Origin of the sequence: Fictibacillus terranigra (genome assembly GCF_030412265.1) — a bacterium.
GTDB lineage: Bacteria > Bacillota > Bacilli > Bacillales > Fictibacillaceae > Fictibacillus_C > Fictibacillus_C terrinigri.
Genome location: NZ_JAUHLN010000001.1, coordinates 1479106 through 1504295 on the forward strand (window position 1 = coordinate 1479106; position 25190 = coordinate 1504295).

Genomic DNA, 25190 nt, shown 5'->3' on the forward strand with positions numbered 1-25190 from the left:
ACTCTTTTCAAGGTCTTCCTTTTAATGTATGGCATTTTTTTATCTAGCATGAAAAGCAAGTCAGATGAAATAATAGTAAGGATATCTGCTAAGAAAGGGGGGACACTTTTTGGATTTTTTAAACAATCGTCTAAAAGAAATAATTAAAGAATTACTAGCAAACGAAGAGCCTGTCACAAGCGGATACTTATCAAAGGTATTGGCGGTCACATCACGGACGATAAGAAATGATATATCTGCTTTAAATCATGAGTTGAAAAAAATCGGTGTGAAAATAGATGCTCAAAGAGGAATTGGCTACTTTATACAACCGACCCCCGACAAGAAAATCAGAGAATTAATTGAAGAATTGTTCCAGTTAAATCAACCATCGGAAGCACAAACCCTGCCTATTTTACCCGAAGAAAGAGTTCTGTACATTTTAAAAAACATCATTATGGCTGATGATTTTATAACAATTGAGCAATTAGCCAGGGAATTATTTGTAAGTAAATCAACGGTAGACAACGATTTAAAACAAGTAGAAAAGCTATTGAGTAAATTTGATGTCTCCATTTATAAAAAACCAAACTATGGAATAAAAATAGCAGGAAATGAGATGAACATTCGTTTTTGTTTATCAGATTGTTTGGCCAATATTAAAAATGAGCAAACAAAAACAGTGGAAAATAACAACCATTTTTTGGCCGAAGGAATAGATATTGATTTAATTGAAAACATCACAAAACAACATATTCAGCAGCTGCCTTTTAATATAGCAGAAATGCCGTTGAATAACTTAATTATGCATATTGCGATTGGAATACAACGCATAAAAAAGGGGAAAAACGTTGAACTTGATAAATTGGAGCTTAATCATCTAGAAGAAGAGAAAGAATACGTTGTGGCATCCAATATCGTAAAGTCATTGGAAAGGGAATTCTCCATAAACATTCCGGATGAGGAAATCGCGTATATTACCATTCACCTACTCGGAGCAAAGCGGTTTCGGGATGGAAATATATTACGAGATGATTTTATTGAATTAATCGGAAAAAGTAATTATCAACTAGTGATAGATATTCTAGAAGAGATAAACACAGTATATCGGATTGATTTAATGGACGATAAAGAACTTATTTATGGATTGGGATTGCATTTACGATCAGCTATGAACCGAATGAGATATAAAATGAACCTTCGAAATCCGATGTTGAAAGAAATCAAAAAAAACTACCCTTTTGCTTTTGAATTAGCCGTTGTTGCTTCTGACATCATTCTGAGAGAACACCAAATGAAAATAAATGAAGATGAGATTGGATACATTGCTGTTCATTTAGCTGCAGCAATCGAAAGTATAAAAAATAAGAAAAAGCGTAAGGTAAGGCGAGTAGCCATTGTTTGTGCTTCAGGTATGGGAACAGCCAAGCTTCTAGCTGCAAGCATTGAAGGTGAGTTTCCAGGATTAAATATTGTTGGAACGTATCCTTCTTATTCCTTAAAGGATATTGAAAATCAAGATGTTGATTTAATCTTAAGTACAGTTCCAGTAAAAGAAGAACGAACGATCCCGATTCTGCATATTAACGCATTATTAACAGAAAAAGACGTGGATATGGTCAATAACTATATTTCACGAAGGTTTTTAAATGATGACCAAGAGAAATCGTTTGAAAAACTCCGGAATTTATTTAGTGAAGAATTATTTTTCCCGGAGATTGAAGAAGAAGAACCGGCAGCCATTATTAAATCATTGGCTAGCGCATTAAATAGGAAGGGATATGTAGATGATTCCTACCTGGATTCTGTTCTTGAACGGGAAGATATATCACCCACTTCAATTGGCAATTTAGTAGCTATTCCACATCCGGTAAAACAAAATGCACTCGATTCATGCATTGCGATTGGGATTCTAAAAAAACCGGTGCAATGGGGAGGGAACCACGTCCAATTAGTGTTTCTCCTCGCTTTAAATGAAAAAGACAAGGAAGAATTCAGCACCCTTTTTGACCGGCTCTGGAAGGTAGTCCATAATAAGAATTTGGTTGAGGAATTTTGCAAAACCTCTAGCTTTACTGTAGTGATGACTAAATTAGGAAAAATTAAATAATGATAGTTAAGTTTAATTTTATGGCCGCAAGCAAGAAGAGGGGGCTGGGTGTTAAAAAAAATCGGCGAAATTGTTATTTGCCGTTCTGATGTTTAGTCGATTGTCTGCCAGAAAGTAAATCCTACAAAGGGGTTGAGATATACGGGATTACCAGCAGTAAGATAATACTCTCCTAATCAAGAAAAAACAAGGTGAATAAAAGCCATCTCTTCGTAAAGTTTACCCCATGTGAAGGACATTTTAAAAAAGGCTAGGATCACTTCATAAAAAATTAGGCACCTTCTTGAACGTTTTCGTACTAAGAAAGTGCCTATTTTCATTTACCTTTTTGTTGTTGCACCTTGTATTTCCATACCAAATAGACCCGCAGTTGATGCCGTATCATACCCTTGTCCATGTTTAAATTCCCTATTTTTTGCTTCAATTTTTAACGTGAACGTGCTAGTTCTTTAAACTCTTCACTGTTTTGGAATGCTTCCTGTTCCTTATGTACCCTATGTGTCTACACTATAGGGTACACATAATATAGGGGATAGGCTTTTTATTTGGCTTTTCGCTTATAAATACTCTTTATGAAACTAAGTAACAAGGTGTTTAACAAGATGCATTTTATCATGCATCTTATTTGTTATGTCTACGTAATGAAAATGAAAGGTATAGTTTCAATTGGTTCTGAATCTTTGTGGCGTATAATTATTTTTCCTGACCATATATATTCTATATATGATTTGGACAAGGAATGATTTCATGATTCGAAAAATTAAAATAACAGTTTTATCAAGCTTACTGATGGGAATTGGCATAAACGGGTTTATTATTCCGATTCACTTAATTAATGGAGGATTATGGGGCGTTAGTTTAATTCTTAATTATTTACTTGGGTTTAAGGTTGCCATTACCTTTATTTGCTTAAATGCTCCGATTTTTATAGTTGCCCGTCTATATGATAAAACCTATTTTTTTAACGGGTTGTTAGGGGTTTTAATCTCTAGTGTAATAATTTATTTGTTAACGCCAATTCAGTTTATGGTACACATGTCAACTTTATGTAGTGTTCTCCTTGGTGGTACCGCTATTGGCATTGGTTTAGGATTTATGTTGAGGGAACATATCAGTCCTGGGGGAATTGACTTACTAGCATTGATTATTTCGAAATTATTTTCTATAAATGTTGGAATGGCTTTGTTATTATTAGATGCCATTATTATTTTTATTGGAATCTTAACCCTTAGAGATGAAAGACTAATATATTCTTTGACAATCGTTATAATAGCTGGATTAACTGCAACAATTATAACCTCAATTAAAAGTATTAAGGTATACGTGTAGAATGAAATATCAGCCTCCTGATTACAGCCATTGAAATGTACCACGTCTGACATCTTATTTACCAAAGAGTGACAAAGAATTTACCAGTTGAGGACATGATACCGACCAAACAAATATAATGCCTCTATATAATTGATGTGCACATCCTCAGGTGTGACATCGATACATAGGAGGTATTTTTTATGCTTCAATATTCCAGGATTTTGAGGTTGAAGGAGGAAGGATTCAGCTTAAGAAGCATCGCGTCAAGCACAGGCAATTCGAGACAAAAAGTGACGGAGGTGATTGAGCGAGCAGAGAGAAAAGGGCTGAAAGAACCATTAGACGAAGATGTGACCGACAAATGGCTCGAGGAATTTTTGTTCCCTGAAAAATCTTTGAAGGCTTCAGGAAGGCAGCCCATCGACTTTGACCACATCCACAAAGAACTGGCCAAACCGAATGTCACGTTGTCGCTCCTCCATCATGAATATGAGACGGAGTGCCGTGTAAACAAGAAAATTCCTTACTCCTATCGGAGTTTTGTGCGCCATTACAGTAGTTATGCGAACAAACACAAGGCAACGCTTCGCATATCCGCCGCAAACCAGGAGAAGTCATGGAAGTTGACTGGGCCGGTTCCACCGCCTTCATCATTGACCGGGACACAGGTGAAAAAGCGAAAGCCTATATTTTCGTGGCGACCTTGCCGTGCAGCCAGTTGTCTTATGCGGAAGCCAGTTTGTCCATGAACTTGTCCGCTTGGATCACGGCCCATAACCATGCGTACTCGTACTTCGGGGGAAGCACACAGATTGTCATTCCAGACAATCTGAAAGCCGGCGTCACCAAACATACGTTGCGCGAGCTTGTCCTCAATCCGACATACAGGGAGATGGCGGACCATTACGGAACAGTGGTCATGCCCGCGCGAGTAGGGGCTCCGAAAGACAAGCCAAGTGTCGAAGGGTCTGTTGGTGTCATCTCCACTTGGATTATCGCCGCACTAAGGAATACTCACTGCTTCAGCATCGAAGAGTTGAACCGGGAGGTTCGCGGAAAATTAGAAGAGTTCAATCACAGATCCTTTACACGAAAGCAGGGTTGTCGATTCTCCGCCTTTGAAGAAGAAGAGAAGTTTGCCCTTTCTCCTCTTCCCGAAATACCGTACAAAATGTCTGAGTGGAGGACAGCTAAAGTCCGACCAGATTATCATGTCTCTGTCGAGAGCATGTTTTATTCCGTCCCTTATGAATACATCAATCGGCAAGTTGAGGTACGTCTCTCAGAAAATCTCGTCGAGATCTATTTCAACCATATGCGAATCGCTTCTCACAAAAGATTATATGGGAAGTTTGGACAGTTGGCCACGACCCATGACCACATGCCTGACAACCATAAACTCTATGTCGACCAGACACCAGAGAACGCTAAGGAATGGGCGGGCAGCATCGGTGGGAACACTTTAAAAGTCATTCACTACCTTTTGGACTCTTCGCAGACAGAAAAGTTGGCCCTTCAATCGATTTTTTCACTGAAGAAGACAGAACGGCGATACTCTAAGTATGAAATTGAGCGTGCCTGTAAGATGATCATCTCGATGACCGCCAGACCTACGGTCAAAGGTATCCAAACCTTATTGGCGAACAACAAAAAAAATGATGCCGAGCTAGAGCTGAAAAGAAAGGCAGAAAGCACCAACAACCATTATGGCTTCATGCGCGGAGCAGCCTATTACGGAGGGGCGGATACCAATGAATGAGCAAACGATGACCAAGTTGAATGAAATGAAATTAAATGGGATGGCCGAGGCCTATGCGGAACAGGCGTCCAATAGAGATTTTCAAAAAATGGACTTTGATGAGCGCTTTTCGTTACTCGTCGATTTGGAACATTCCCGTCGAAAAAACAATAAGCTGCATCGGCTGATCAACGCCGCCTCTTTCATAAATTCTAATGCCTGTATCGAAGATATTGAATACCACGCAGATCGCCGCCTGAACAAAGAGCAGATACTGAAGCTGGCCAGTGGCGCTTACATCTTGGATGGCCATAATCTGATTTTGAAGGGTCCGACAGGATCGGGAAAAACTTACCTTGCGACCGCATTTGGCGTATCAGCTTGTCGGCAATCCTTCAGAGTGCGGTATATCCGATTACCCGAACTGCTTGATGAACTCACGTTAGCGAAGCTGGCAGCTGACGGAAGTTATCGACGACTCATCAAAAAATACACAAAAGTGGACCTACTCATTCTCGACGAATGGCTTTTAACTGATCTGACGACTGATGAAGCAGCAATTCTGCTTGAGATTTCCGAGTCCCGACATAAAACAGTCTCCACCATCTACTGCTCACAAATCGATCCTAGCGGGTGGCACTTGAGATTAGGGAACGAAACCATCGCAGAAGCGATACTCGACCGGATCATCCATGACTCCTATCAGATATTGATTGATGGGGAGGTCTCTATGCGCGAGCGCCACGGATTAGCTCAGAGATAAACGGTGCCTGAGGCACCTTGAGGAAAGCAAAACGGAAGCCCTGCAGACCCAATGACTTTGGCCTGTAGGGCTTCCCTGTGTGAGATGGTCAGTAAATTGGCACAAAACGGTAAAGCATACGTCACTCAGTGGTAAATAAGATGGCAGATGCGGTAAGTTTTAATGGCTGTAATCAGCCTCCAAGGTGGTGCCGAGATGGCCTCTAACTTATGCTCTTAATTACTGGTTTGGTGGAAAAGTGGCTGGTGTACATCAAGATTGGAGTTATAGTTGTTTAATTTGTTACATATATATTCAAAAGTAAAAGAATAAGGAGGGGGTTCTGTGCACGAGCATGATATTGAACAAATAGAATGGAATGACAGAGTTCTTCATCGACATCAATATGCCACGGAAACGACGATAAATAACGGACATTCGCACAACGTTCAGGGAACAACAACGCCAGTAAATAACACCGTTGCTCATGTTCATTACTATGAGGGAAAAACCACTTTTGCAGATGGGCATGTTCATGGTTTTTCAGGAGACACAGGACCTGCTGTCCATCTGAGCGATGGGACACATTATCATGAGTTTTCTGGAACAACCACCTTTAATAATGGACACGTACATTATTACTCGGGAAGGACAGGAAGGAACATTAGCCCTTAGATTTTAAAAATCTAAGGGTTTTTTTATTGCTGAAGAACTCCCTTAAAGTGCAAGGTTACTGAATTTTTCATTGCTGTAGATTAATTCTGATTCATGTTGCAAAAAGCATATGAACTAAACCGATCTAAAGACCTAGAATTTTTCAAGATAAAAATTTTTTGCTAACTTGGACCCTTGATACCTTCCGCAGCTGCAGACAATGGAAGCACTACAAACCGTTCTTCTTTTATTGCTTTGACACCACTAAGTGCATGGTGATTTAATAAAAAGTTCTTTTTTTGTTCAAGAGTTGTTTCTCCGTAATCGATAAAAACAATAATGTCAGGATTGCGATTTAAAACTTCCTCCCAAGAAACGCTAGACCAGCCTTTTTCAATATCACCAAAAACATTAGGTTCGCCAGCTAATGTTATCATTTCATTTAATATGGTTATTTCGGCATTGCTTTGTTTAACTTTAAAACATTTAGCCTCATAGATTGCGTATATCGGACTTACTCTTAGCTCTTCAACTACCATAAAACATAATTCCTATAAAGAACTGTTTTTCGTAACAACTTTCTCTTACCCGGCTCTCTATATCCATCCACTTCTTTTCCGATAAAACAGATTGAATCCGATCCGCTTGATTACGCCAGACTCTTTTCTTCTCCATTGTGGCACGAATTCCAATTGAATAAAGGGTTTCGGAGATAGAAGATATTTTGCATTTCTAATTTAAGAACCTTACTGCGGGTAGTGACAGCTTCGCTGGTACTACCCCATTAAAGAAGTTAGCTCTAGATAACACCTTGAAGTAGCAGCATGGGTAATCCAGACGAAACGCATGAAAACGAATGTTGAACCAACGGAGAAAAAGGCCGATCGCCAGTGAATCACCAGCGATCAGCTTTTTAGTCACAAATATAAAGGCTTTTTAATAAAACACCGCTTCACCTCGTCATAACTTTTTAGAATAAACGCTATACAGCAGAATAATATTCCTTAAGTTCCTTAATCAAGGCCTCCCAGGCTTCAGCCTGATCAACAGATATTCCTTTTCCTTTTAAGGAAGCAATCTTGCTTTGTAAACTGTCAAGACCTTGAATTGCCCTGTCATTTTGATCTCCAAAGTGGTAGGTCATGATGGCTGCTGCCTTTTTAAGAAGGCTGCTTTTTGTTGAAGATTCAACATTTGAAGAGTAAATGGAAGAATACAATTCATACGTTGCATAGGAAACCTTGATATGATTATATGCACGCTCACGTCTCTGTTCATCATATTGCAAGATCTCACCGATGATACCCGAATAGTTAGATGAGAAATTCCAGCTGGTTGTATCGGTAAAGTTTGGGTTGTTTACGGTAAAACCAACTGGCTGCAAGGCATCAAACCCTGCATACGTCCAGAAATTATTTACTCCCTTCCTCTCATAAAAACGGAAAGTTATATTCGCCCAGGATTTTCCAGTCAGATACGGTTTCAGATCTACAGTAACTGGTTTCCAAAGCAGGTCGGGAACTATTTCAGCAGTATCCTGTTCCCAGACCACCTTGCCATCAACCAGCAGCTGTTTTTTATGGTAACCGGAGACGTCTGCTCCAAGGTTCATGGTCTGGAACGTTAATGAATAGTTGTCGGAGTTATTCACCCGCACTCGCTGGGATGCCTGCGTGTAATTACCAGCAGAACTTGGGACGCCACTTCCTATAAAAAAGTTTAAATATCCTTTATCGTCATATGCCTTATCGTCGGTTGGTTCAGGTTCAAAGTTCTTTTTGAGGACATAGGAGATGGTTCCCTTGATTTTTCCCTGCTTCATATTCTTCAACGCAATTTGAGTCGCTTCTCTTATATAGTTTGCCGATGGATTTGCAGGAGTGTTCGACAATTGAGAGGCATAGATCATCCAATATAACGACAGATTATATTTGCTGAGCAGGCTAAATGCTGCATCGATTTGTTCCTGTTCTGACGCAAATACCTGTGTATTCCGGTAGACGCCATCTCTGAAGGCTATGATCACACCATCAATATATGCTCCACGTGTCTGAAGAAAAGGTTCATTCAATGAATCGAAATACATGAGAGGAGTAAAAAATAGGTCAGGATTAATTGCTTCTGACGTTTTCTTCATTTGGTCCATATACTCCGGGGTGAATTTGTTAAGATTATGATTAAAATCATCGATAGCCCAACCGATCACATTGGGATATTGAACAGATAATTTTGCTATTTCTCTGGACCATGCAAGGTAATCAGTGGTGTAAGGGTAGGATTTTCGCTCACCAGTGGATTCAGTTGGGGGAACAACATAGACAACCACATTGATTCCGGCCTTTTGGGCAGCAGGTAAAAATTCGTTTCTCAGGTCATCCCAATCTGTTTTTTCGTGCCAAATCAGAAAATAATAGGTGTTGATATGTAATTCTTTCATCTTCTCGATGGAACTAGGTGTATCAATATGATAAATCCCATCGGAACGGGGTGATGTCTCCCGGATAACCCCGGCATAATCTCCAAGAATGTTTCCTGGTTTTGCCGCTTCTGCTGCATCAGCTGATTTAGGTGCGGCAAACCCAGTGAAAACGCTGATAAAAAAGGATGTTAGAAGAAAATAAAACCCCAATCTTTTCATAATCTTTCCTCCTGTTTTCTTCGATTAATAGGCATCAAATTCATACCCCTTTCTACGTAAAATTTAGGAGAAAAAGGTGTTAACGAGTAGTTTTCTACACATGATTGTCATCGCCTATTTACAATGTCTAATTGTAAGCGAAGAATGAGGTAGGTACCATTACAATCGAATTAAAAGTATGTAAATAAAAGTTACTCAGATCAAATTTCGAATGACGCCCCCCATTCTGCACAATGACCCGAATAGAAGACTTACTGGGTTTTACTACCATTTACGTATTGTCGCTCTATTTTCTTCCCTTTCTTTCACGGTCAAAAATAGATCCATTTGTCGAAAAATACTACTGAGGACTCGGAGAGGGATAACATTTTTGTCGAGATCAGTTCATAACTCCTAGGAGGGACAGCATGTGAAGAAAATTGGTTCTTTATTAGCAATATGCTTAGTAAGTCAACTCACGGTTAGCCATCTTGCATCCGCTGCATCTTATACCGTTCAACCAGGTGATACCGTTAAGAAAATTTCCAACAAATATCATACGTCTCAAGATCGGATTGTAAACCTAAACAAATTATTCTCTACTGGTCTCGCAGATGGACAGCGCTTAGAGATCCCCAATCCAAATAAGCATAGTGTAAAAGCAGGAGACACCATTTCGAAACTCTCAAGTAAATATGGTGTTTCGACATCGAAAATGAAACGAGCTAACCCTCAGATTAAGGATTATCATCCCGGGCAAAAATTGAACGTGGGGCAAAACTTGAACGTGCCTATGAAACAAACAACCGGGTATTATATGGGGAATACCAGTAAGAAACAAATCGCCCTTACGTTTGATGACGGACCGGATAACCGCTATACTCCTCAAATTTTAAAAATCTTAAAAGAAAAAGGTGTTAAAGCTACTTTCTTTGTGATCGGAGAGCAGGCAAAACAACATCCTGAAGTACTGAAACAAATTCATAGAGAAGGTCATGTGATTGGGAATCATACGTGGGATCACCAGAATGTACCGCAGCTAACAGATCAGGAATTAGAGAATGATGTCCAGGCCACAAGCGAAGAAATTGAAAAAGTTACAGGTGCTAAAACCCATTTATTCCGGCCGCCAATGGGAGAAATCAACGATCACCAGGTAAGTATGCTTAATAAACAAGGCTACCGTTCGATTATATGGACAGCAGATACTAAGGATTGGGAAGGTAGACCTTCTGAACAAATTGTATCAGCAGTCAACAAGGACGCGGCTCCTGGAGTTATTGCTCTTCAGCATTCCTATCATGCCTCCGGGAAATTTGAAACGGTTAAAGCTTTGCCTGAAATTATTGACCAATTACGTGCAAAAGGGTACAAATTTGTTACCGTTCCAACCCTGATAGACGATATAGACGAAAATGAGGCAACCTTATACACACCTGGAAACGGAGAGGATGAAACAGGATGGCGAGCAACCGTTCAGAAAATACGAGACATCATAAACGACTTTAAAGAAACAATAAATCGGCTAGTGAAGAAGGAGTAACCTGTAGGTAAAAAGGTTCACAAAAAACGTGGCCGTCCCAAAATTCTCGCTTCGATCGTTGTCGGATTGGGTCCTGACGAGGAAAGCGGAAAGGAAGTCCAAGCTCGGATTATCTTTGTCCGCGATCGGAATCGGTTAAATAATTGGTTAGCCTTACTTATCACTCTCAAGGCGTAACAACATGTTAAACCTCAATTTTCCCTTTTGGGTTGAGGTTGATTTACCATATCCGAAAGTTGAGTTAAGTACAAAAGGGAGAAGCTCAATGATCGCGATATTTGCAAGGGTAAATATGCCGGAGCAGGAAAAAAGGGCTTCAGCTTTTGGAAAAGTCCACTTATTTTACCTTTTGTACCCTTGCAGAGCTAAAACTTGTTTCGTGTCCCCAGCCCTACAGCTTCAAAACGAGGGAGTATGCCTGCACTCTTGTATGTTTTATATTTCGATTCAACTTAATCCAAGAAGGATTTTATCTGGTATTAAGCAGAATATTTGTTATGAATCATGGAACAATTTCAAAAACAGTACCTTGGTTAAAATCAGTCACTTTCATAGAGCCATAAACCCCTAAATATAGTCTGGTCTGATCCAGATTCGTTCCCAAAGTAACGTAATAAGCTGATTGAGACCCAAAATTATAATCTGTTTTAATAACACTATAATCATTGAGTTTACCATCTGTTCTTACCTTGGTATAAGCTAAAACCCCTCTAGCCGGAGATTGAGATTCCTGGGCAAGATCGGTAAACACAACGCTTCCCTTTAAATCGGGGATTCCATTCCCGATATATGGCTGGACTCCTGTAAGCGCAGTTCCTCCAAACTTATCGGGTCGGGGATCTTTATGAAAATAACTAGTTAAAGGCTGAAGACGCCTCACTGAAGTTTTTATTGCTTCATTGTAATAAGCAATAGTTTTCTCATCCAAGGTCGGATTCGCAGAGCAGCCCCTTATAATAGAAGTAGGGAAATCACCTTCCCACCCCCGCCAGCCAAAGTTAATATAGTCTTCTTGGACAGGTTCAATTGAATAAGTTTGAATAAGCTGAGTAACCGGTATTGGTCTAAAATGAACGAATGCAAAAATGGACTCTGCAAAATCCTGTCCGACATTTCCCACATATTTGACATACTCATTATAAAACCTTTGAAATGAAATGCCTGGTATATTGCGAACCCCTTTGGCAATTACTTTAAGCGTTTCCTGAATAGGTGCAGGAAGTTCATTAAAACGTGTGACTACGGGTGGATTATAGATAAATGTATTCTTAACTACATCAATTTCAATTATTTTACCGGCTATTTCCATATCATCTTGGCTTAAATTAAATGGATCATAGCCAGATCCCCCATCTCCGGTTGTTAAAACAAGTTTTCCTGTTTCAGGTGAAAAGTTTAAGCTATTAACACCGTTATGATTTAAAAATGGTCTTCTCAAGTTAAGTAATGTCCGTCGTTTTTGAGGTTGACCATTCGGTTGTAAAATCCATTCTTCAACTGTATCGATATGATCATATTGAGTTTCTCTATTTAACCACTTGAGGTTTAGGGTTCTTGGATCACACGGGTTAGGATGAAAAGGTTCAGGAAGAGCACCTGGACCTTGTGTTCCAGCCACAGAAAAATGAAGATAAAACAGACCGTTGTAATAAAATTCGGGATGAAACGCCAGCCCTAGCAATCCCCGTTCATCATACCCACCACCAGAAACCCCTAGTTCAGAAGCACCTAGTTTTATGATTCGCGGGCGAATATCTAAAAAAGTCCTTACACTTGAGTTTCCTATGTAAAAGATCTCTCCTACCTGGGTTGCTATAAATAATCTTTCAATTGTGTCACCCGGAAGTATAGTTGTTTTCAAAACAGTGGGTAAATTTAACTTACTCACAATGGGCCGTAAACTAACCTTAACGTTTTTCAACTAACTATACACTCCTTCTGATTTTTTTTCTTTTATAAGAATATGATTGGAACTGTTCTATTAGTACAAAATAAGCGTTTGCAAATCCATTGTTCCCGGTACCTATTTTCATGGAGATAACAGAGGATACGATATATGGTCTTCAAAGTATAGAACAAGATCAGATGTTTATGCTGGATGGTTGTTTGGAACGGCTATCGATCACGATCCGAGCGTTGGACAAAGTATATAATACGATGATGCAGCAGGGACACAAGTATTGAAAAAAGCTAATTCATCATCATCAAGTGGAATCAAAATTACCAGAGACTCTTTAACAAGTACAAAGGTTATATGGAGAACAAATCATGATGTGGGAGTACCTTGTAGTGCTTTGTATCCAAACATAACTTATTACTATGAAGGTACTCAATATAGTGGTGGAAGTATGAAAGTACATGATAAAGCTCCAAATCACGAATTGGGGGTTAGCTTATACGGATGGTACACCAAAACGGTATTTTGACATACAGGAGTTTATTAATACCAGGTTCACCACAAACATAATTCTCAATATAATAGAAAAAAGAGCCATAGATGATATGTGGCTCTTTTTTTATTAGAATTTTTGACCTCATTTATCTATAATTGAATAGGAAGATAAAGGAAGAGGGGGGTATGAAAAAAATAAAAAGAAAGTTTTTAGTAAGTGTAATTAAAAGAATTCGTTATCTTTTGCGGAATTTATCAAGTATCGAGAGGTGTGGAATTCAATATGAGAGGGTTTTTATTTTGGTGGGGTCACAGGGATAAGAATCCTCTCTCTCTTTTATTAAGTTGTTTTGGCATTGATTGTAGATTCTAATCCTTGTTCAACTCTGGAAAACCCGTATTGGACCTATTTCTTCAGTAACTTTTGTCTTATTCTTTGCATATATTAAAGTAATCCGAATAAACTTTTTCCTTTGTAACCCGGTCATATCTGATCGGGTTCCTTTTTGTGTAAGGGGGATCATTTTATACTATGAGACAGCAATACATATGATTTTCACCATTCACCAGTTCTTTGGTCATAAGGTGTCGTTCTGATAATAAAAAAAACACCTGAACTTTCATTCAGGTGTATTTTATAATTAGGATGCGTTGGAAGCAATTAACGTAAGAACTACTGTCAATACATTGGTCATCGTTTGGACAGCGATCGCCGCTTGTTCAGTTTCTGCTTCTACTCGAACGCCTCTTGAATTCTCAATGCAAATTTTGTCGCGTGTTACTTGTTTTTGCTCGAACAGTTGCAGGAAATCTGCCTGAAGCAGATCATCATTCAGATCAAGGTTTGATAGAGTGGCCGTAATTACAACAGTGATCGCGTTTACCATCGTTTGAACGACAATCGAAGTTTGTTCAGACTCGACTTCAACAAACACATCACAGGAATCCTTGACTGTAATACATCTTTCAGTAACTTGTTTTTGAACGTCAGCTTGAGCGAGGTCGAAATTAAGACCCCCATTTTCAGCAAATGCATTAAACCTACTAGTATTTCCATTGCAGCAAGGATGACATTTTCTATCATTTTGCTGAGCTCCCGCTGCCATTTCACAATTATTATCGAATAAACCCATTGTTTTTTCCTCCAATTTCAATTTCTTGTATTTCTTTATTACATTAAATGCAAGAATTGATAGCTTGGTATAGATAAACGTCTTGTAAACTTGCATTTATATTTTATTTTTAGCGCCCTTTTTTTGCTTTTTAGCAATCGATAACAACTAGAGGAAGTTCTTCCTTTTGTGAGTTTCATATTGCCCATATCAAAAAAGACGGCAACAAAGAATAACTAAAGAAAGATGAATTCAGAAGAAAAACTGATGGGTTCCAGGCTTTCATCCACGCCTTGTATAGAGCAGATGAAGTGCTAGTTGATGATATAGATTTCTTTTTAGACGATATCGCTTTTTAGAGAATGCTATCATTGCTCAAATGGCTGAGTTTTGAAATAATTATTTTAACCTAAAGGGGCAGGATTCTTAAGTTTGATTTAAAAATCTTCGAGGAGGGGAATCTCATCTATGCATTACATAACTACATGTTTGAAAATTATTAGATAAGAACTTAATGAAATAATGAGGGAGTTCAAAAAATTTGAGGAAGAAACTAATAAAGAAGAAGGATGTATCAAATTCCATGCTTATCCTCTTGTACCAACAGAACGAAAAATAATACTTTGGGTAAACTTGGCAAAAAGAAGAAGTGTAAATATTGATTTTACCAAACCACACACCAAAAATGTGCAAAAACAAAAACTAACAGAAGTAGAATGGTTAATTAAAAGTAATGTGTAAAAAAGGCCTACAACGATTTAGAGTGTGGAGGATTAAATCTTTTTTTGCAATTACGTTGAGCAATGATCAATAAGCGCTTTTCATTACCTTAAGATTAAGCTGCCATATCAGGTAGCTTTTCTTATTGAGCTAACGGGCATGTTTGTTTAACAATGAATGTTGGGAGGAGTTTTTAATGAGGGTTACTCAAAAAGATTTTTATATTCGTAATTTGCGTTATATTATAAGGTCTGCAAAAGAGAAAGATGCGAAAAACATGTCTGAAGTAAGAGTGCAGATAGATGGCGAAACAGAAAATATGGATAGAGAAAAAGGCGAGGCGTACATAGACGAATCAGGTTTTAAACAGATAATTAATGATGATACAGAAAGTGTAAGTAACCTATTTTTAGTTGCTGAAGTTAATGAAAGAATTGTAGGTTTTTCAAGGTGTGAAGGGAACAAATTGAAAAGAAGTTCTCATAAAGTAGAATTTGGAGTCTGTGTATTAAAAGAATATTGGGGATACGGTATAGGAAAAAACCTTTTAAAAGAATCTATTCATTGGGCAGACTCAAATGAAATTAAGAAAATAACTTTGAGTGTTCTCGAAACGAATGATAAGGCTATAGAGCTTTATAAAAGATACGGTTTTGAAGTGGAAGGTATTTTAAAAAAAGACAAAATTCTAACTGACGGAAATTACTATAATACCATATTGATGGGAAGGTTTGATAGGAATTAGAGAACAATCTTTCTCAAGTTATTAAACTGCGGGTGCTTAAAGTAGGATGGCTACGGTGATCCCATTTTTTATTGTGCTAACGGGGCAGGTTAGCAAATAAAACTGTTACATCTATGGTAAGAGGAGGAAAGAGAGTGCTAAATACAAATCAATTAGGTAAGATCGTCATTCTGAACGGAACTCCTCGGTCAGGAAAATCAAGTATAGCAACCATTGTCCAAAATACGTTTGATGGAGTTTGGATGAATTTAGGTGTTGATAATTTTATTCGAATGACCCCTCAACGCTACCAACCTGGAATTGGATTAAGACCTGGAGGCGAACGCCCTGATTTAGAGCCATTAATCGTTACCTTGTATCAGGCTATGTACGAATCTATTGCAGCACACAGTCGATTAGGTTTGAACGTGGTTGTTGATGTTGGGCATCACGATCACTATTCAACTAGGAGAGCGATTCTTTATAAGTGTGTTAGTATTTTGAAGGGTTTTCCCGTGTTATTTGTGGGTATCCGATGCCCCCTACATGTTGTAATGGAGCGACGAATTGCGACTTGGAATAATAGCTACGCTGAAGATGGGTCTGTACCAAAACCCATTATGATGTGGCAGAAATCCGTTCATTTTCCAGGTATCTATGATCTGGAGATAGATACATCGGTTCTAAGTCCTGAAGAATGCGCAAATTTGATTCGAAAAAGATTAGAAGAGAATCCCATAAATACAGCATTTAAGCGTCTTGCAGATATGATAAACGAAGAGACAAACTGAATTCGTTATTAAACTAACGGTGCAGAATAGTTGAAGAAAAAACTTAGGGGGAGAATAATGAACTTAGAGCAATTCGAACAGCATATTAAAAAACTTTTTGATGAAGAATTATTAGAAGAACTTTGTGACGATTACGGTTTTACTAATAAGTCGAATAATTCAATTTCAAGAATTGGATATTCAACAAATTTATCCATTGAAACAATTGAAAAAGCTGTGAAGAACAATGTTGATTTGATGGTTACTCATCACGATGCCTGGGAATTTATTTATGGATTAAGAGAGGAATGCCTAAAGAAATTACAAGAGCATAATATTAGTCACTTCTGGATACACGGTCCTTTAGACTTTAGCGAATTTGGCACTTGTACTTCTCTTATGAATGTTGTCGGTATAGATAACATTATTAAATACTCGGTTTATAATAATGGGGATGTTCCTGGAATAGGAGAATTTAGTGAGCCTATTGATTTTCATCTTCTTGTTCAAAAAATGAGAGATGTGTTAGAGGAGCCAGTTAGAGCCTGGAGGAATAATGATAAGAAAGTAAAGAAGGTAGGAGTGTTAACAGGTGCAGGGCATTCTTCAAACCATATAAAAATGGCAATTGAAGAAGGTTGTGATACCTATATTACAGGAGAAGCAACCTTATATACTATACAATATGCTCAATTTGTAGGGATTAACCTTTTAGTTGGTAGTCACACTTTTACAGAAATATTTGGTGTAGAAAGTCTAGCAAATAAAATTCAGCATTTAGATAAAGCCATTAAACTTGTTAAGTTAAAGGAAGACCACTTTGAGTTCAATCATAAATGATTTTATGTTTTTCCGACTTTGTGAAGACTTGTACTTAAACAAACGGGTGCCGTTAGTTGAAAATTGGAGCTGTCTATAAGGCAGCTTTTTCTTATGGTACTAAAGGGGCAGGTTAGCTTTTAAAGTTATAGAGCATTTCTTTGAATGAGGAATGCTTTTTATTTTCGCTTAAAACAAAATGCACAATAAAAATATTATCCAAATTAATATAAATTTATTGTAAATCGATAAATTTTATATTAAAATCAAAATCAGAATAAATAAGTGAGGTGCTTTTTATGGAAAAAGTAACAACGTTGTTTTTAAAAATAGCTGTTATTCTTTTAGGCGTCCCAGTTCTTGGTCTGTGCATCTTTTTGGTGCCTGAGATGGCGAATCTTGCCGCAAAATTGCTTCCAGAGTTTGCTTTTATAAAACATCTCGTTTACATCGCTTTTGATGCATCGGCGATACCTTTTTACTTTGCTTTGTATCAGGCTTTCAAACTGTTACACTATATTGACAAAAATAAAGCTTTCTCCGATTTATCTGTAAAAGCTTTAAAGAAAATCAAATACTGTGCCATCACAATCAGTATTTTGCATGTGCTAGTTTGGCCGCTCTTCTATATCTTTGCGGAAGCAGACGACGCACCAGGAGTCATCTTTGTCGGATTGGTTGTTCCTTTTGCTTCGATGGTTATCGCAGTCTTTGCGGCTGTTCTCCAAAAACTTTTACAAGAAGCAATTAATATCAAATCAGAAAATGATTTAACGGTCTGAGGTGAATAACAATGGCAATTATAATCAATATTGATGTGATGTTAGCAAAAAGGAAAATGAGCGTAACAGAACTTTCGGAGAAGGTTGGAATAACAATGGCGAACCTTTCTATATTGAAAAATGGAAAGGCAAAAGCGATTCGATTATCCACTTTAGAGGCAATTTGTAAGGCTTTAGAATGTCAGCCTGGAGATATTTTAGAATACAAAAGTGACGAAGACAGTTAAACATTGTGGAGGAAACTTAATATAACAATTATTAGGGGAGGTATAACTATGGACATTAACAATTTGATTATTGAAAATATTGCTAACCCTCATGAGCTGGAGAGAATGTATAGAAAAGACCCGAAAGCTTTTAAAAAGTCATTCTCACACGCATTGGAACAAATTCCTGATTCTCAGGTTCTTGGTGTTTGGTATGAGAGATTGCATTTCAAGGAGACGGCAAATACAGAAAAATCTTCCTTGCTTCAAAAAGGTTTCTTATTCATGGGCATTTTAGCCATTCTGGCCGGGATAAGCACCAGGATCATTTTCCATTTTGTCGAACAGGAAGCGATTGCTCCAATTAACCTGGCTTTTGGTATAATTCCCTTTATTGCTGCCTATTTTGTTTACAATAATAATCCGAAAAAAAGTGTTATATACTCCCTTGCAGCGTTGTTCCTAATTTCCGGGTTATATCTTAATATGCTGCCATTAAATTATAAAGACAGTATTAACCTTGCTTATTTACACCTTCCCATATTCTTATGGGTATTGACAGGGCTTGCATTTACAGGAAATGAATATTCAAAAGGCAGTACAAGATTAGCCTATATTAAATTTAATTTGGAATATTGTATTCTCTACGCCAGCATGGCAGTTAGCGGAATGGTACTAGCAGCATTAACCATGCAGTTATTTAGCTTTGTTGGCTTGGATATAGAAGACTTCTATTTTAGTAATGTCGTTTTATTTGGTGCTGCCGCTCTCGCTATTGTGGCTGCATACCTGGTATCAATGAATCTTAAACTTGCTAAGAATATTACACCATATATAGCTAAAATTTTTAGTCCTCTTGTCCTGATTACATTGTTGGTCTATCTTATAACGGTTATATGGGTCGGAAAAAATCCATTCTTGGACCGCAATTTCCTGATAGCCTTCAACGGAATACTCCTTGGTGTATTGGCCGTTACCATATTTTCCATTATCGAGAGCGACTCAGACGAGAAAAAGAACATTTCAGATTATATAAATTTTGCCTTAATTGTTCTTGCGCTTTTCATTGACAGTGTGGCTTTGTCAGCCATCGTGTTCAGACTTTCTTCTTATGGGATTACGCCTAATAGACTTGCTGTTTTAGGAGTAAACATACTTATCTGGGTAAATCTAGTTTGGATTATGCTCTCCTATATTCGTTTTCTACTAAACAAATCCGGACCTTCAACTATCCAAGATGCCGTTACTAAGTATTTGCCGGTCTACGGACTTTGGGCAGCTTTCGTTACATTTACTTTTCCTATAATTTTTAATTAGAAAGGCTCTGTTAATGTAACGAAAAGCTAATCTTCTATAACGTATAAAATCCTTAGATTGGAAAGACCCTTTATTGCTGGTTGTCCTATTTCGTTTATAACCCTCTTCAACTGTAATGGTACCATACATAGAAAAAGGTGAATTCCTCTTACAGAATGCACCCTTCAGTGTAAGTACATCTTTTCACATTTAATCTAAATCAAAATCAAACTTAAAACCTGCAAGTTTAGCAATCAAATACGTTTCAAAAAGTCCTATTTCGTTGGGCACATGAAACTGGACATATTTTAAAGAATCAAGTTGCAACAATATATTATGTCTTCTGGCGCCCCGTTTAATTTGGATGGTAATGCAAAGGAAGCGATCCAATGTGGACAAGTTTGGTGTTACGTTCACAATCGTGACCAACAATTAATACAACGGTAACGGTTTTTAATATGGTTTGACAATTCCATAAACCGGTGCGTTAGCTGAAGATTGGAGCTGTCTATAAGGCAGCTTTTTCTTATGGAACTAACGGGCAGGTTACTTCAACAAGCGAACTGATATAATTGAATCTATAAATTTAGTAAGGAGATGTACTTATGAGAACAGAAAAAGAGAAGATGTTAGCTGGGGAAATGTACAACCCTGCTGACCCATTATTATTAAAGGAACGTGAGGAAGCGAGACGAAAAGTTAGAATTTATAATCAAACATTAGAAACTGAAGTAGAAAAACGTTCAAAGTTATTAAAGGAATTACTCGGTTCCACTGGAGAAAATGTATATATGGAACCAAATATACGTTTTGACTATGGCTATAATACACACGTTGGTGAAAACTTTTTTGCAAACTTCGACTGTACCATCTTAGATATTTGTGAAGTGCGATTTGGTGATAATTGTATGCTTGCACCTGGTGTACAAATCTATACTGCAACACATCCACTTAACCCAACTGAACGCAATTCTGGTAAAGAATACGCAAAACCGATTACCATTGGAAATAATGTATGGATTGGTGGAAGTGCACTAATTAACCCAGGAGTAACAGCAGGGGATAATGTTGTAATTGCATCAGGTGCGGTAGTTACTAAGGATGTACCAGATAATGTTGTAGTGGGTGGCAATCCAGCCAAAGTAATTAAACAGATTGAAATATAAGCTATTTTCTTATTGAACTAACGAGTGCGTTCGCTTGAGTTAACCAGGAGCTGTCTTTAAGGCGGCTTTTTCTTATGGAACTAAAAGTGGCAGGATTATTGAATAAGCAAGGGGTGGGTTTTATTAAGGTAGATATTTCTAAATCGTAAAGTTCTGGCAGGTCAAACAGGCTGTCTTGTAGAAACTTAGAGATAGAGATATGAAATTCATTAAATTGGAGGAAAAAACGATGGCAGAAGTTTTGTTGTTACACCATGTTTTAGGACGAACGAAGGGGATTGAAGCAATCGCCGATCAACTGAGAGATGCGGGGCATACTGTGCACGTGCCAGATTTATTTGACGGCCGCAAGTTTTCCTCGCTGGAGGAAGGCTTGGTATTTGTGAAGGAAATCGGATTTGAAGAAGTGAAGGCGCGCGGCGTTCGAGCAGCCAGCGAGCTTTCACGCGATATCGTCTATGCTGGTTTTTCACTCGGTGTCCCGGCAGCACAGCAGCTCGCTCAAACTCGTGAAGGCGCCAGAGGCGCACTGTTTTTTCATGCCTGCCTCCCGACCTCGGCGTTCGAATCTCAGTGGCCGGCCGACTTGCCTGTGCAAATTCACGCCATGAGTGCAGATCCTTTTTTCGTTGAAGACGGCGACATCAACGCGGCCCGTGAGCTTGTGGCTTCGGCCAATCACGCTGAACTTTTTCTGTACGAAGGCAAGGAACATCTCTTCACCGACAGCAGTTTACCGTCTTACGATGCTGACGCGACGAAACTTGTGATCAAGCGGGTTCTCGACTTTCTCGAGTAGTACTTTTGAGGTCTGTATATGAGAAACGACAAGGAGTTGATTGTATGAAATTTCTCCTCACATCTGCAGGCGTTAATAACAAAAGCATACACGACGCGCTAGTTGATATGCTGGACAAGCCGATCGCCGATTCCACAGCACTGTGCATCCCCACTGCGATGTACGGAGGGGGCGGACCAGGCGTGAAAATTTGGAAGTTCATCAGCGGGAATCCCGAGCACCCCATGGTTAATTTAGGTTGGAAGTCAGTAGGCGTGCTGGAGCTCACTGCGCTGCCAAGCATTGACAAAGATCGCTGGGTGCCACTGGTACAGGAAACGGACGTCCTGTTGGTATCCGGAGGCGACGCTCTCTACCTAAACCACTGGATGCGAGAATCGGGGCTGGCAGATCTCTTACCGTCTCTGCGCGCAGTCTATGTGGGAATGAGCGCCGGGAGCATGGTGATGGCACCTAACATTGGAGAGATCTTCGTTGGCTGGACTCCACCCAACGGTGAGGACAAAACACTTGGTCTTGTTGATTTTGCAATGTTTCCACACCTTGATCACGAGATGCTGCCGGATAACACCATGGCTAACGCAGAGCGATGGGCTGCCGAGATAAAAGGGCCGGCATATGCCATTAACGATGATACCGCCATTAAAGTGATTGATGGAGAGGTCGAAGTTATCTCCGAAGGGCATTGGAAGCTATTTTCGCCTTGATATTTCTCCTCCGATAAAAATATCAAAAAAACGTATGCGAGATGCATTGTGTTGCAATTTAGAGGTGTATAGGTTTCTTATCAATATATTGTGAAGGTTTCACTTAAGATAACGGGTGTGTTCATATTATGGAGTTAACCAGTTTTGAAGATCGGAGTTGTCTTTAAGGCGGCTTTTTCTTATGGAACTAAAGTGGCAGGATTATTGAAGAAGCAAGGGGGTGGGTTTTATTAAGGTAGATATTTCTAAATCGTAAAGTTCTGGCAGGTCAACTTTCTTGTCGAAACTTAGAGATATGAAATTCATTAAATTGAACAGCTCTAACTTTTGGGGTGCAGTATATTTTTCACTCTTGCGCCCCGTTACTTTAAGTACACTTTTTCTAGAAAATTTTAAATAACATACTTATAGCGATATGGAGTTGTCAAAAATAAAAATTATTTTTTAAAGAACGACCAAAATAGTAAGAAAAGCACAGAGTAGGCAATATATTACCGGTATAAAACTAACATGAGCTGATTTTCCTAAAGAGACTGAGTGGATTAAAATTGATTGCTAATTTTCCACAATCGGGCGCTTGAATTGAAGATCTTAATGAGTTGCTTTGGCAGCTCATTTTTTATGCCTAATTCAACTGAAGAGCAGGATACTAAAAGAAGATAGATAGAAATATTACAAAATAAGATACTCGCATCGTGTATTATGCTTCATTATTAAAGACAGGAGACAACAAATAAATTCGGAAACAACTTTTAGGAGGTATTGTAGTGAATCAACACAAATTTATAATAACTCAGTTTAATCCTACATATGCTGAACAGACAGTGGGAATGTGGCGAGATAGTAAGGAACGGGCAATTGGTCAGAAAGAAATTCATAGCTTTGAAGATCATATTTATTTTTTACATAATATATTATCTAAGCAGTATCAAATAGATTTAGCGTTAATTGATGACAAAGTAGTTGGAATGATTGCCTATAATGAAAGGGAGATAAGCCAACTTTATATTCACGTTGATTATCAAGGAATTGGAATAGGTCAAACATTACTTGACAAGGTAAAAGAACAATCAAGTGGGCGATTAACATTATATACATTTGAAGTAAATGAAAACGGACAACGATTTTATGAAAAGAATGGATTTAAAATCATTGGTAGAGGACACGAAAATGAAGAAAAATTACCGGATATTCAATATGAATGGATTTCCAAATAATGAATGTAAACGAAGACTTTAGGTATAAAAAGTTAAAGGAATAGCAATTGCTTAACCGATATAAGTTGTCGAGAAAAATTCAGCTGAGGGGTATTTTACCAAATAATTTACATTGCTATTATTTTTCGAGAAAGTAAAGGTACAATTAATACTTATATAGTTTATTGATTATAAAAAATAATGAGGTAGGAAAAAAATGATCGCAAAAACAGAAGAAGATTTTAATGGTTTGAAAGAAATTGGCAAAATTATTGCCTCAATTAGAGATGAATTGGTACAAAGAACAATTCCTGGCATAACGACCAAAGAACTTGATGATATAGCCGGAGAACTTTTAGAAAAAGCAGGTGCAGTTTCAGCTCCAAAAGGTGAATATGATTTTCCTGGCTATACTTGCATTAGTATTAATGAAGAAGTGGCACATGGTATTCCGGGTCATCGGGTTATTCATGAAGGGGACCTAGTAAATATAGATGTATCTGCTTCAAAGAACGGTTATTTCGCAGATACAGGAATCTCATTTGTAGTAGGAAAAGGAGAAGAAGTATTAACGAGAATATGCGACGTTGCTAAAATGGCATTTGAAGCAGGTCTTATGAAAGCAAAACCCGGTTCCAAAAAAAGTAGAATCGGAAGAGCAGTATTTGAAACAGCAAAACAGCATGGATTCACTGTTATCAAAAACCTTACAGGACATGGTATTGGACGTAGAATACACGAAGCACCTGACCATATTTTAAATTATAATGATCCATGGGATAATGAAATATTAAAGGAAGGGATGGTTATCGCATTCGAACCATTTATCTCAACGTTTGAAGAAGAAGTATTTCAAAAAGAAGACGGTTGGACCTATGCTACAGAAAAAAGCTATGTAGCTCAATTAGAACATACGATTATCCTTACAAAAAATGTTCCGATTATTGTCACACTTTAATTCAAGCAATGAAGTTTCTAAAATTATAACCCTTATTTAGACTTTGTATTGTGAATAAATGTACTTCAACTAACGTGTGCAATAGTTAAAAATCGGAGATGACAATGTGGCAGCTCTTTCTTGTGGGCAGTTAAAATAAAAGCGGTATTCTCAAAGGGGGAAAGATATGAAAATAGAAGAATCTTTAAAACAAATACCTGTTTTTGAAACAGCCCGTCTTATATTGAGAAAGGTAAATTTAAATGACCTTGATGATATATTCGAGTTCTCATCAGACCCAAAAGTGGCACATCATATGACATGGGAAGTTAATAAATCAAAAGAGGAAACACTTAATAATTTTATTAATGTAGTCCTGAAAAATTATGAGAAAGGCGAATCTGGGGACTTAGCAATGGTTTTAAAAGAAAGTGGAAAAGTAATCGGTACTTGTTCTTTTCTTGATTGGTCTAATGAACATAGTAACGCTGAAATAGGTTATGTATTAAATCGAAATTACTGGGGTAAAGGGCTTGCAACTGAAGCTCTTCAAGAACTAATTAAATTTGGTTTTGAAAAAATTCAACTGAATCGAATTGAAGGCAGATGTGATATTGATAATATTGGTTCTGAAAAAGTAATGTTGAAGGTTGGAATGTGTTTCGAAGGTACCTTAAGAAAAAATGAATTTATTAAAGGCGAGTTTCGAGATACAAAGATATTCTCAATTTTGAAAGAAGAATACGCTTAAAGGTAATGGTTGTGAGCTAAGTAATTGGCTGCCGTTGTTGGTAGCTTTTTTTCTAAGTAAACATTGTGAACAAATGTATTTAAACAAACGGGGGCAATAGTTGGGATTAGGACTGTCGT

The 25190-nt window shown here is 38.0% G+C and carries 24 protein-coding genes and 2 pseudogenes; 21 read left to right on the plus strand and 5 right to left on the minus strand.

All coding sequences use genetic code 11. The features are described 5' to 3' along the window. The first annotated feature begins 109 nt into the window (after window positions 1–109). A complete protein-coding gene (locus QYF49_RS07415) occupies window positions 110–2089 on the plus strand; it encodes a BglG family transcription antiterminator (protein WP_290398939.1) in 1980 nt (659 codons plus the stop codon). 320 nt (window positions 2090–2409) lie between these two features. On the opposite strand, the pseudogene QYF49_RS07420 reads toward QYF49_RS07415, so the two are convergent. Then, window positions 2410–2579, minus strand: a pseudogene (locus QYF49_RS07420) (IS5/IS1182 family transposase); the annotation flags it as partial. 257 nt (window positions 2580–2836) lie between these two features. Here QYF49_RS07420 and QYF49_RS07425 point away from each other — a divergent pair. From QYF49_RS07425 to QYF49_RS07440, 5 genes are all read left to right on the plus strand, one after another. Beyond that, window positions 2837–3418 carry a YitT family protein gene (locus tag QYF49_RS07425; RefSeq protein ID WP_290398940.1) on the plus strand — a complete coding sequence of 194 codons (582 nt, stop codon included), beginning with the start codon at window positions 2837–2839 and terminating at the stop codon, window positions 3416–3418. Between the two features lie 182 nt (window positions 3419–3600). Continuing rightward, on the plus strand, window positions 3601–4149 hold the full coding sequence (locus QYF49_RS25695; protein ID WP_354005805.1) for a transposase: 549 nt from the start codon (window positions 3601–3603) through the stop codon (window positions 4147–4149). Then, entirely contained in the window at window positions 4053–5159 is a 1107-nt protein-coding gene (locus QYF49_RS07430; RefSeq protein ID WP_354005812.1) for a Mu transposase domain-containing protein, read from the plus strand. The genes QYF49_RS25695 and QYF49_RS07430 overlap by 97 nt, the downstream gene beginning before the upstream one ends. Then, on the plus strand, window positions 5152–5901 hold the full coding sequence (gene istB / locus QYF49_RS07435) for an IS21-like element helper ATPase IstB (protein WP_283889899.1): 750 nt from the start codon (window positions 5152–5154) through the stop codon (window positions 5899–5901). Before QYF49_RS07430 ends, istB begins: the two co-directional genes overlap by 8 nt. 324 nt (window positions 5902–6225) lie before the next feature. Continuing rightward, window positions 6226–6555: a YmaF family protein gene (locus QYF49_RS07440; protein WP_290398941.1), complete on the plus strand. Its 330-nt coding sequence runs from the start codon at window positions 6226–6228 to the stop codon at window positions 6553–6555. A 161-nt stretch (window positions 6556–6716) separates the two neighbouring features. On the opposite strand, the gene QYF49_RS07445 is transcribed toward QYF49_RS07440, so the two are convergent. Both QYF49_RS07445 and QYF49_RS07450 read right to left on the minus strand, forming a co-directional pair. Continuing rightward, window positions 6717–7073 (minus strand): ABC transporter substrate-binding protein, encoded by a 357-nt coding sequence (locus tag QYF49_RS07445; protein WP_290398942.1) that lies wholly within the window; start codon window positions 7071–7073, stop codon window positions 6717–6719. Window positions 7074–7516: 443 nt separating this feature from the next. Next, on the minus strand, window positions 7517–9172 hold the full coding sequence (locus QYF49_RS07450; protein ID WP_290398943.1) for a hypothetical protein: 1656 nt from the start codon (window positions 9170–9172) through the stop codon (window positions 7517–7519). Between the two features lie 409 nt (window positions 9173–9581). Between QYF49_RS07450 and QYF49_RS07455 the strand changes: the two genes are divergently transcribed. Together QYF49_RS07455 and QYF49_RS25980 are read left to right on the plus strand one after the other, a co-directional pair. Beyond that, the gene (locus tag QYF49_RS07455) at window positions 9582–10694 is read left to right on the plus strand and encodes a polysaccharide deacetylase family protein (protein WP_290398944.1); all 1113 of its coding nucleotides are present in this window, start codon (window positions 9582–9584) and stop codon (window positions 10692–10694) included. A gap of 9 nt (window positions 10695–10703) precedes the next feature. Beyond that, a pseudogene (locus QYF49_RS25980) lies at window positions 10704–10859 on the plus strand (IS4 family transposase); the annotation flags it as partial. A 337-nt stretch (window positions 10860–11196) separates the two neighbouring features. Here QYF49_RS25980 and QYF49_RS07460 read toward each other — a convergent pair. Further along, on the minus strand, window positions 11197–12615 hold the full coding sequence (locus tag QYF49_RS07460) for a PQQ-dependent sugar dehydrogenase (RefSeq protein ID WP_290398945.1): 1419 nt from the start codon (window positions 12613–12615) through the stop codon (window positions 11197–11199). Window positions 12616–13727: 1112 nt separating this feature from the next. After that, window positions 13728–14219, minus strand: coding sequence for a spore coat protein (locus QYF49_RS07465; protein ID WP_290398946.1), 492 nt, complete (start codon window positions 14217–14219; stop codon window positions 13728–13730). Window positions 14220–14720: 501 nt separating this feature from the next. Here QYF49_RS07465 and QYF49_RS07470 point away from each other — a divergent pair. From QYF49_RS07470 to QYF49_RS07530, 13 genes are all read left to right on the plus strand, one after another. Then, window positions 14721–14939, plus strand: a complete 219-nt coding sequence (locus QYF49_RS07470; RefSeq protein WP_290398947.1) for an antibiotic biosynthesis monooxygenase — start codon at window positions 14721–14723, stop codon at window positions 14937–14939. A 175-nt stretch (window positions 14940–15114) separates the two neighbouring features. Further along, complete coding sequence (locus QYF49_RS07475; protein ID WP_290398948.1) at window positions 15115–15663, plus strand: GNAT family N-acetyltransferase; 549 nt, start codon at window positions 15115–15117, stop codon at window positions 15661–15663. 134 nt (window positions 15664–15797) lie between these two features. Then, a complete protein-coding gene (locus tag QYF49_RS07480; protein ID WP_290398949.1) occupies window positions 15798–16433 on the plus strand; it encodes a chloramphenicol phosphotransferase CPT family protein in 636 nt (211 codons plus the stop codon). Window positions 16434–16490: 57 nt separating this feature from the next. Beyond that, a complete protein-coding gene (locus QYF49_RS07485; protein ID WP_290398950.1) occupies window positions 16491–17252 on the plus strand; it encodes a Nif3-like dinuclear metal center hexameric protein in 762 nt (253 codons plus the stop codon). Between the two features lie 278 nt (window positions 17253–17530). Continuing rightward, window positions 17531–18013: a DUF2975 domain-containing protein gene (locus QYF49_RS07490; protein ID WP_290398951.1), complete on the plus strand. Its 483-nt coding sequence runs from the start codon at window positions 17531–17533 to the stop codon at window positions 18011–18013. Window positions 18014–18024: 11 nt separating this feature from the next. Further along, on the plus strand, window positions 18025–18240 hold the full coding sequence (locus tag QYF49_RS07495; protein ID WP_017153334.1) for a helix-turn-helix domain-containing protein: 216 nt from the start codon (window positions 18025–18027) through the stop codon (window positions 18238–18240). Between the two features lie 48 nt (window positions 18241–18288). Beyond that, window positions 18289–19536, plus strand: a complete 1248-nt coding sequence (locus QYF49_RS07500; protein ID WP_290398952.1) for a DUF4153 domain-containing protein — start codon at window positions 18289–18291, stop codon at window positions 19534–19536. Window positions 19537–20120: 584 nt separating this feature from the next. After that, window positions 20121–20681: a sugar O-acetyltransferase gene (locus QYF49_RS07505; protein WP_290398953.1), complete on the plus strand. Its 561-nt coding sequence runs from the start codon at window positions 20121–20123 to the stop codon at window positions 20679–20681. A 229-nt stretch (window positions 20682–20910) separates the two neighbouring features. Further along, complete coding sequence (locus QYF49_RS07510; RefSeq protein WP_290398954.1) at window positions 20911–21480, plus strand: dienelactone hydrolase family protein; 570 nt, start codon at window positions 20911–20913, stop codon at window positions 21478–21480. Window positions 21481–21524: 44 nt separating this feature from the next. Next, window positions 21525–22187, plus strand: a complete 663-nt coding sequence (locus QYF49_RS07515; protein WP_290398955.1) for a Type 1 glutamine amidotransferase-like domain-containing protein — start codon at window positions 21525–21527, stop codon at window positions 22185–22187. A 767-nt stretch (window positions 22188–22954) separates the two neighbouring features. Then, window positions 22955–23404 (plus strand): GNAT family N-acetyltransferase, encoded by a 450-nt coding sequence (locus QYF49_RS07520; protein WP_290398956.1) that lies wholly within the window; start codon window positions 22955–22957, stop codon window positions 23402–23404. 196 nt (window positions 23405–23600) lie between these two features. Then, window positions 23601–24341: a type I methionyl aminopeptidase gene (gene map, locus QYF49_RS07525; protein ID WP_290398957.1), complete on the plus strand. Its 741-nt coding sequence runs from the start codon at window positions 23601–23603 to the stop codon at window positions 24339–24341. Window positions 24342–24507: 166 nt separating this feature from the next. Further along, on the plus strand, window positions 24508–25071 hold the full coding sequence (locus tag QYF49_RS07530) for a GNAT family N-acetyltransferase (protein WP_290398958.1): 564 nt from the start codon (window positions 24508–24510) through the stop codon (window positions 25069–25071). Window positions 25072–25190: the final 119 nt, after the last annotated feature.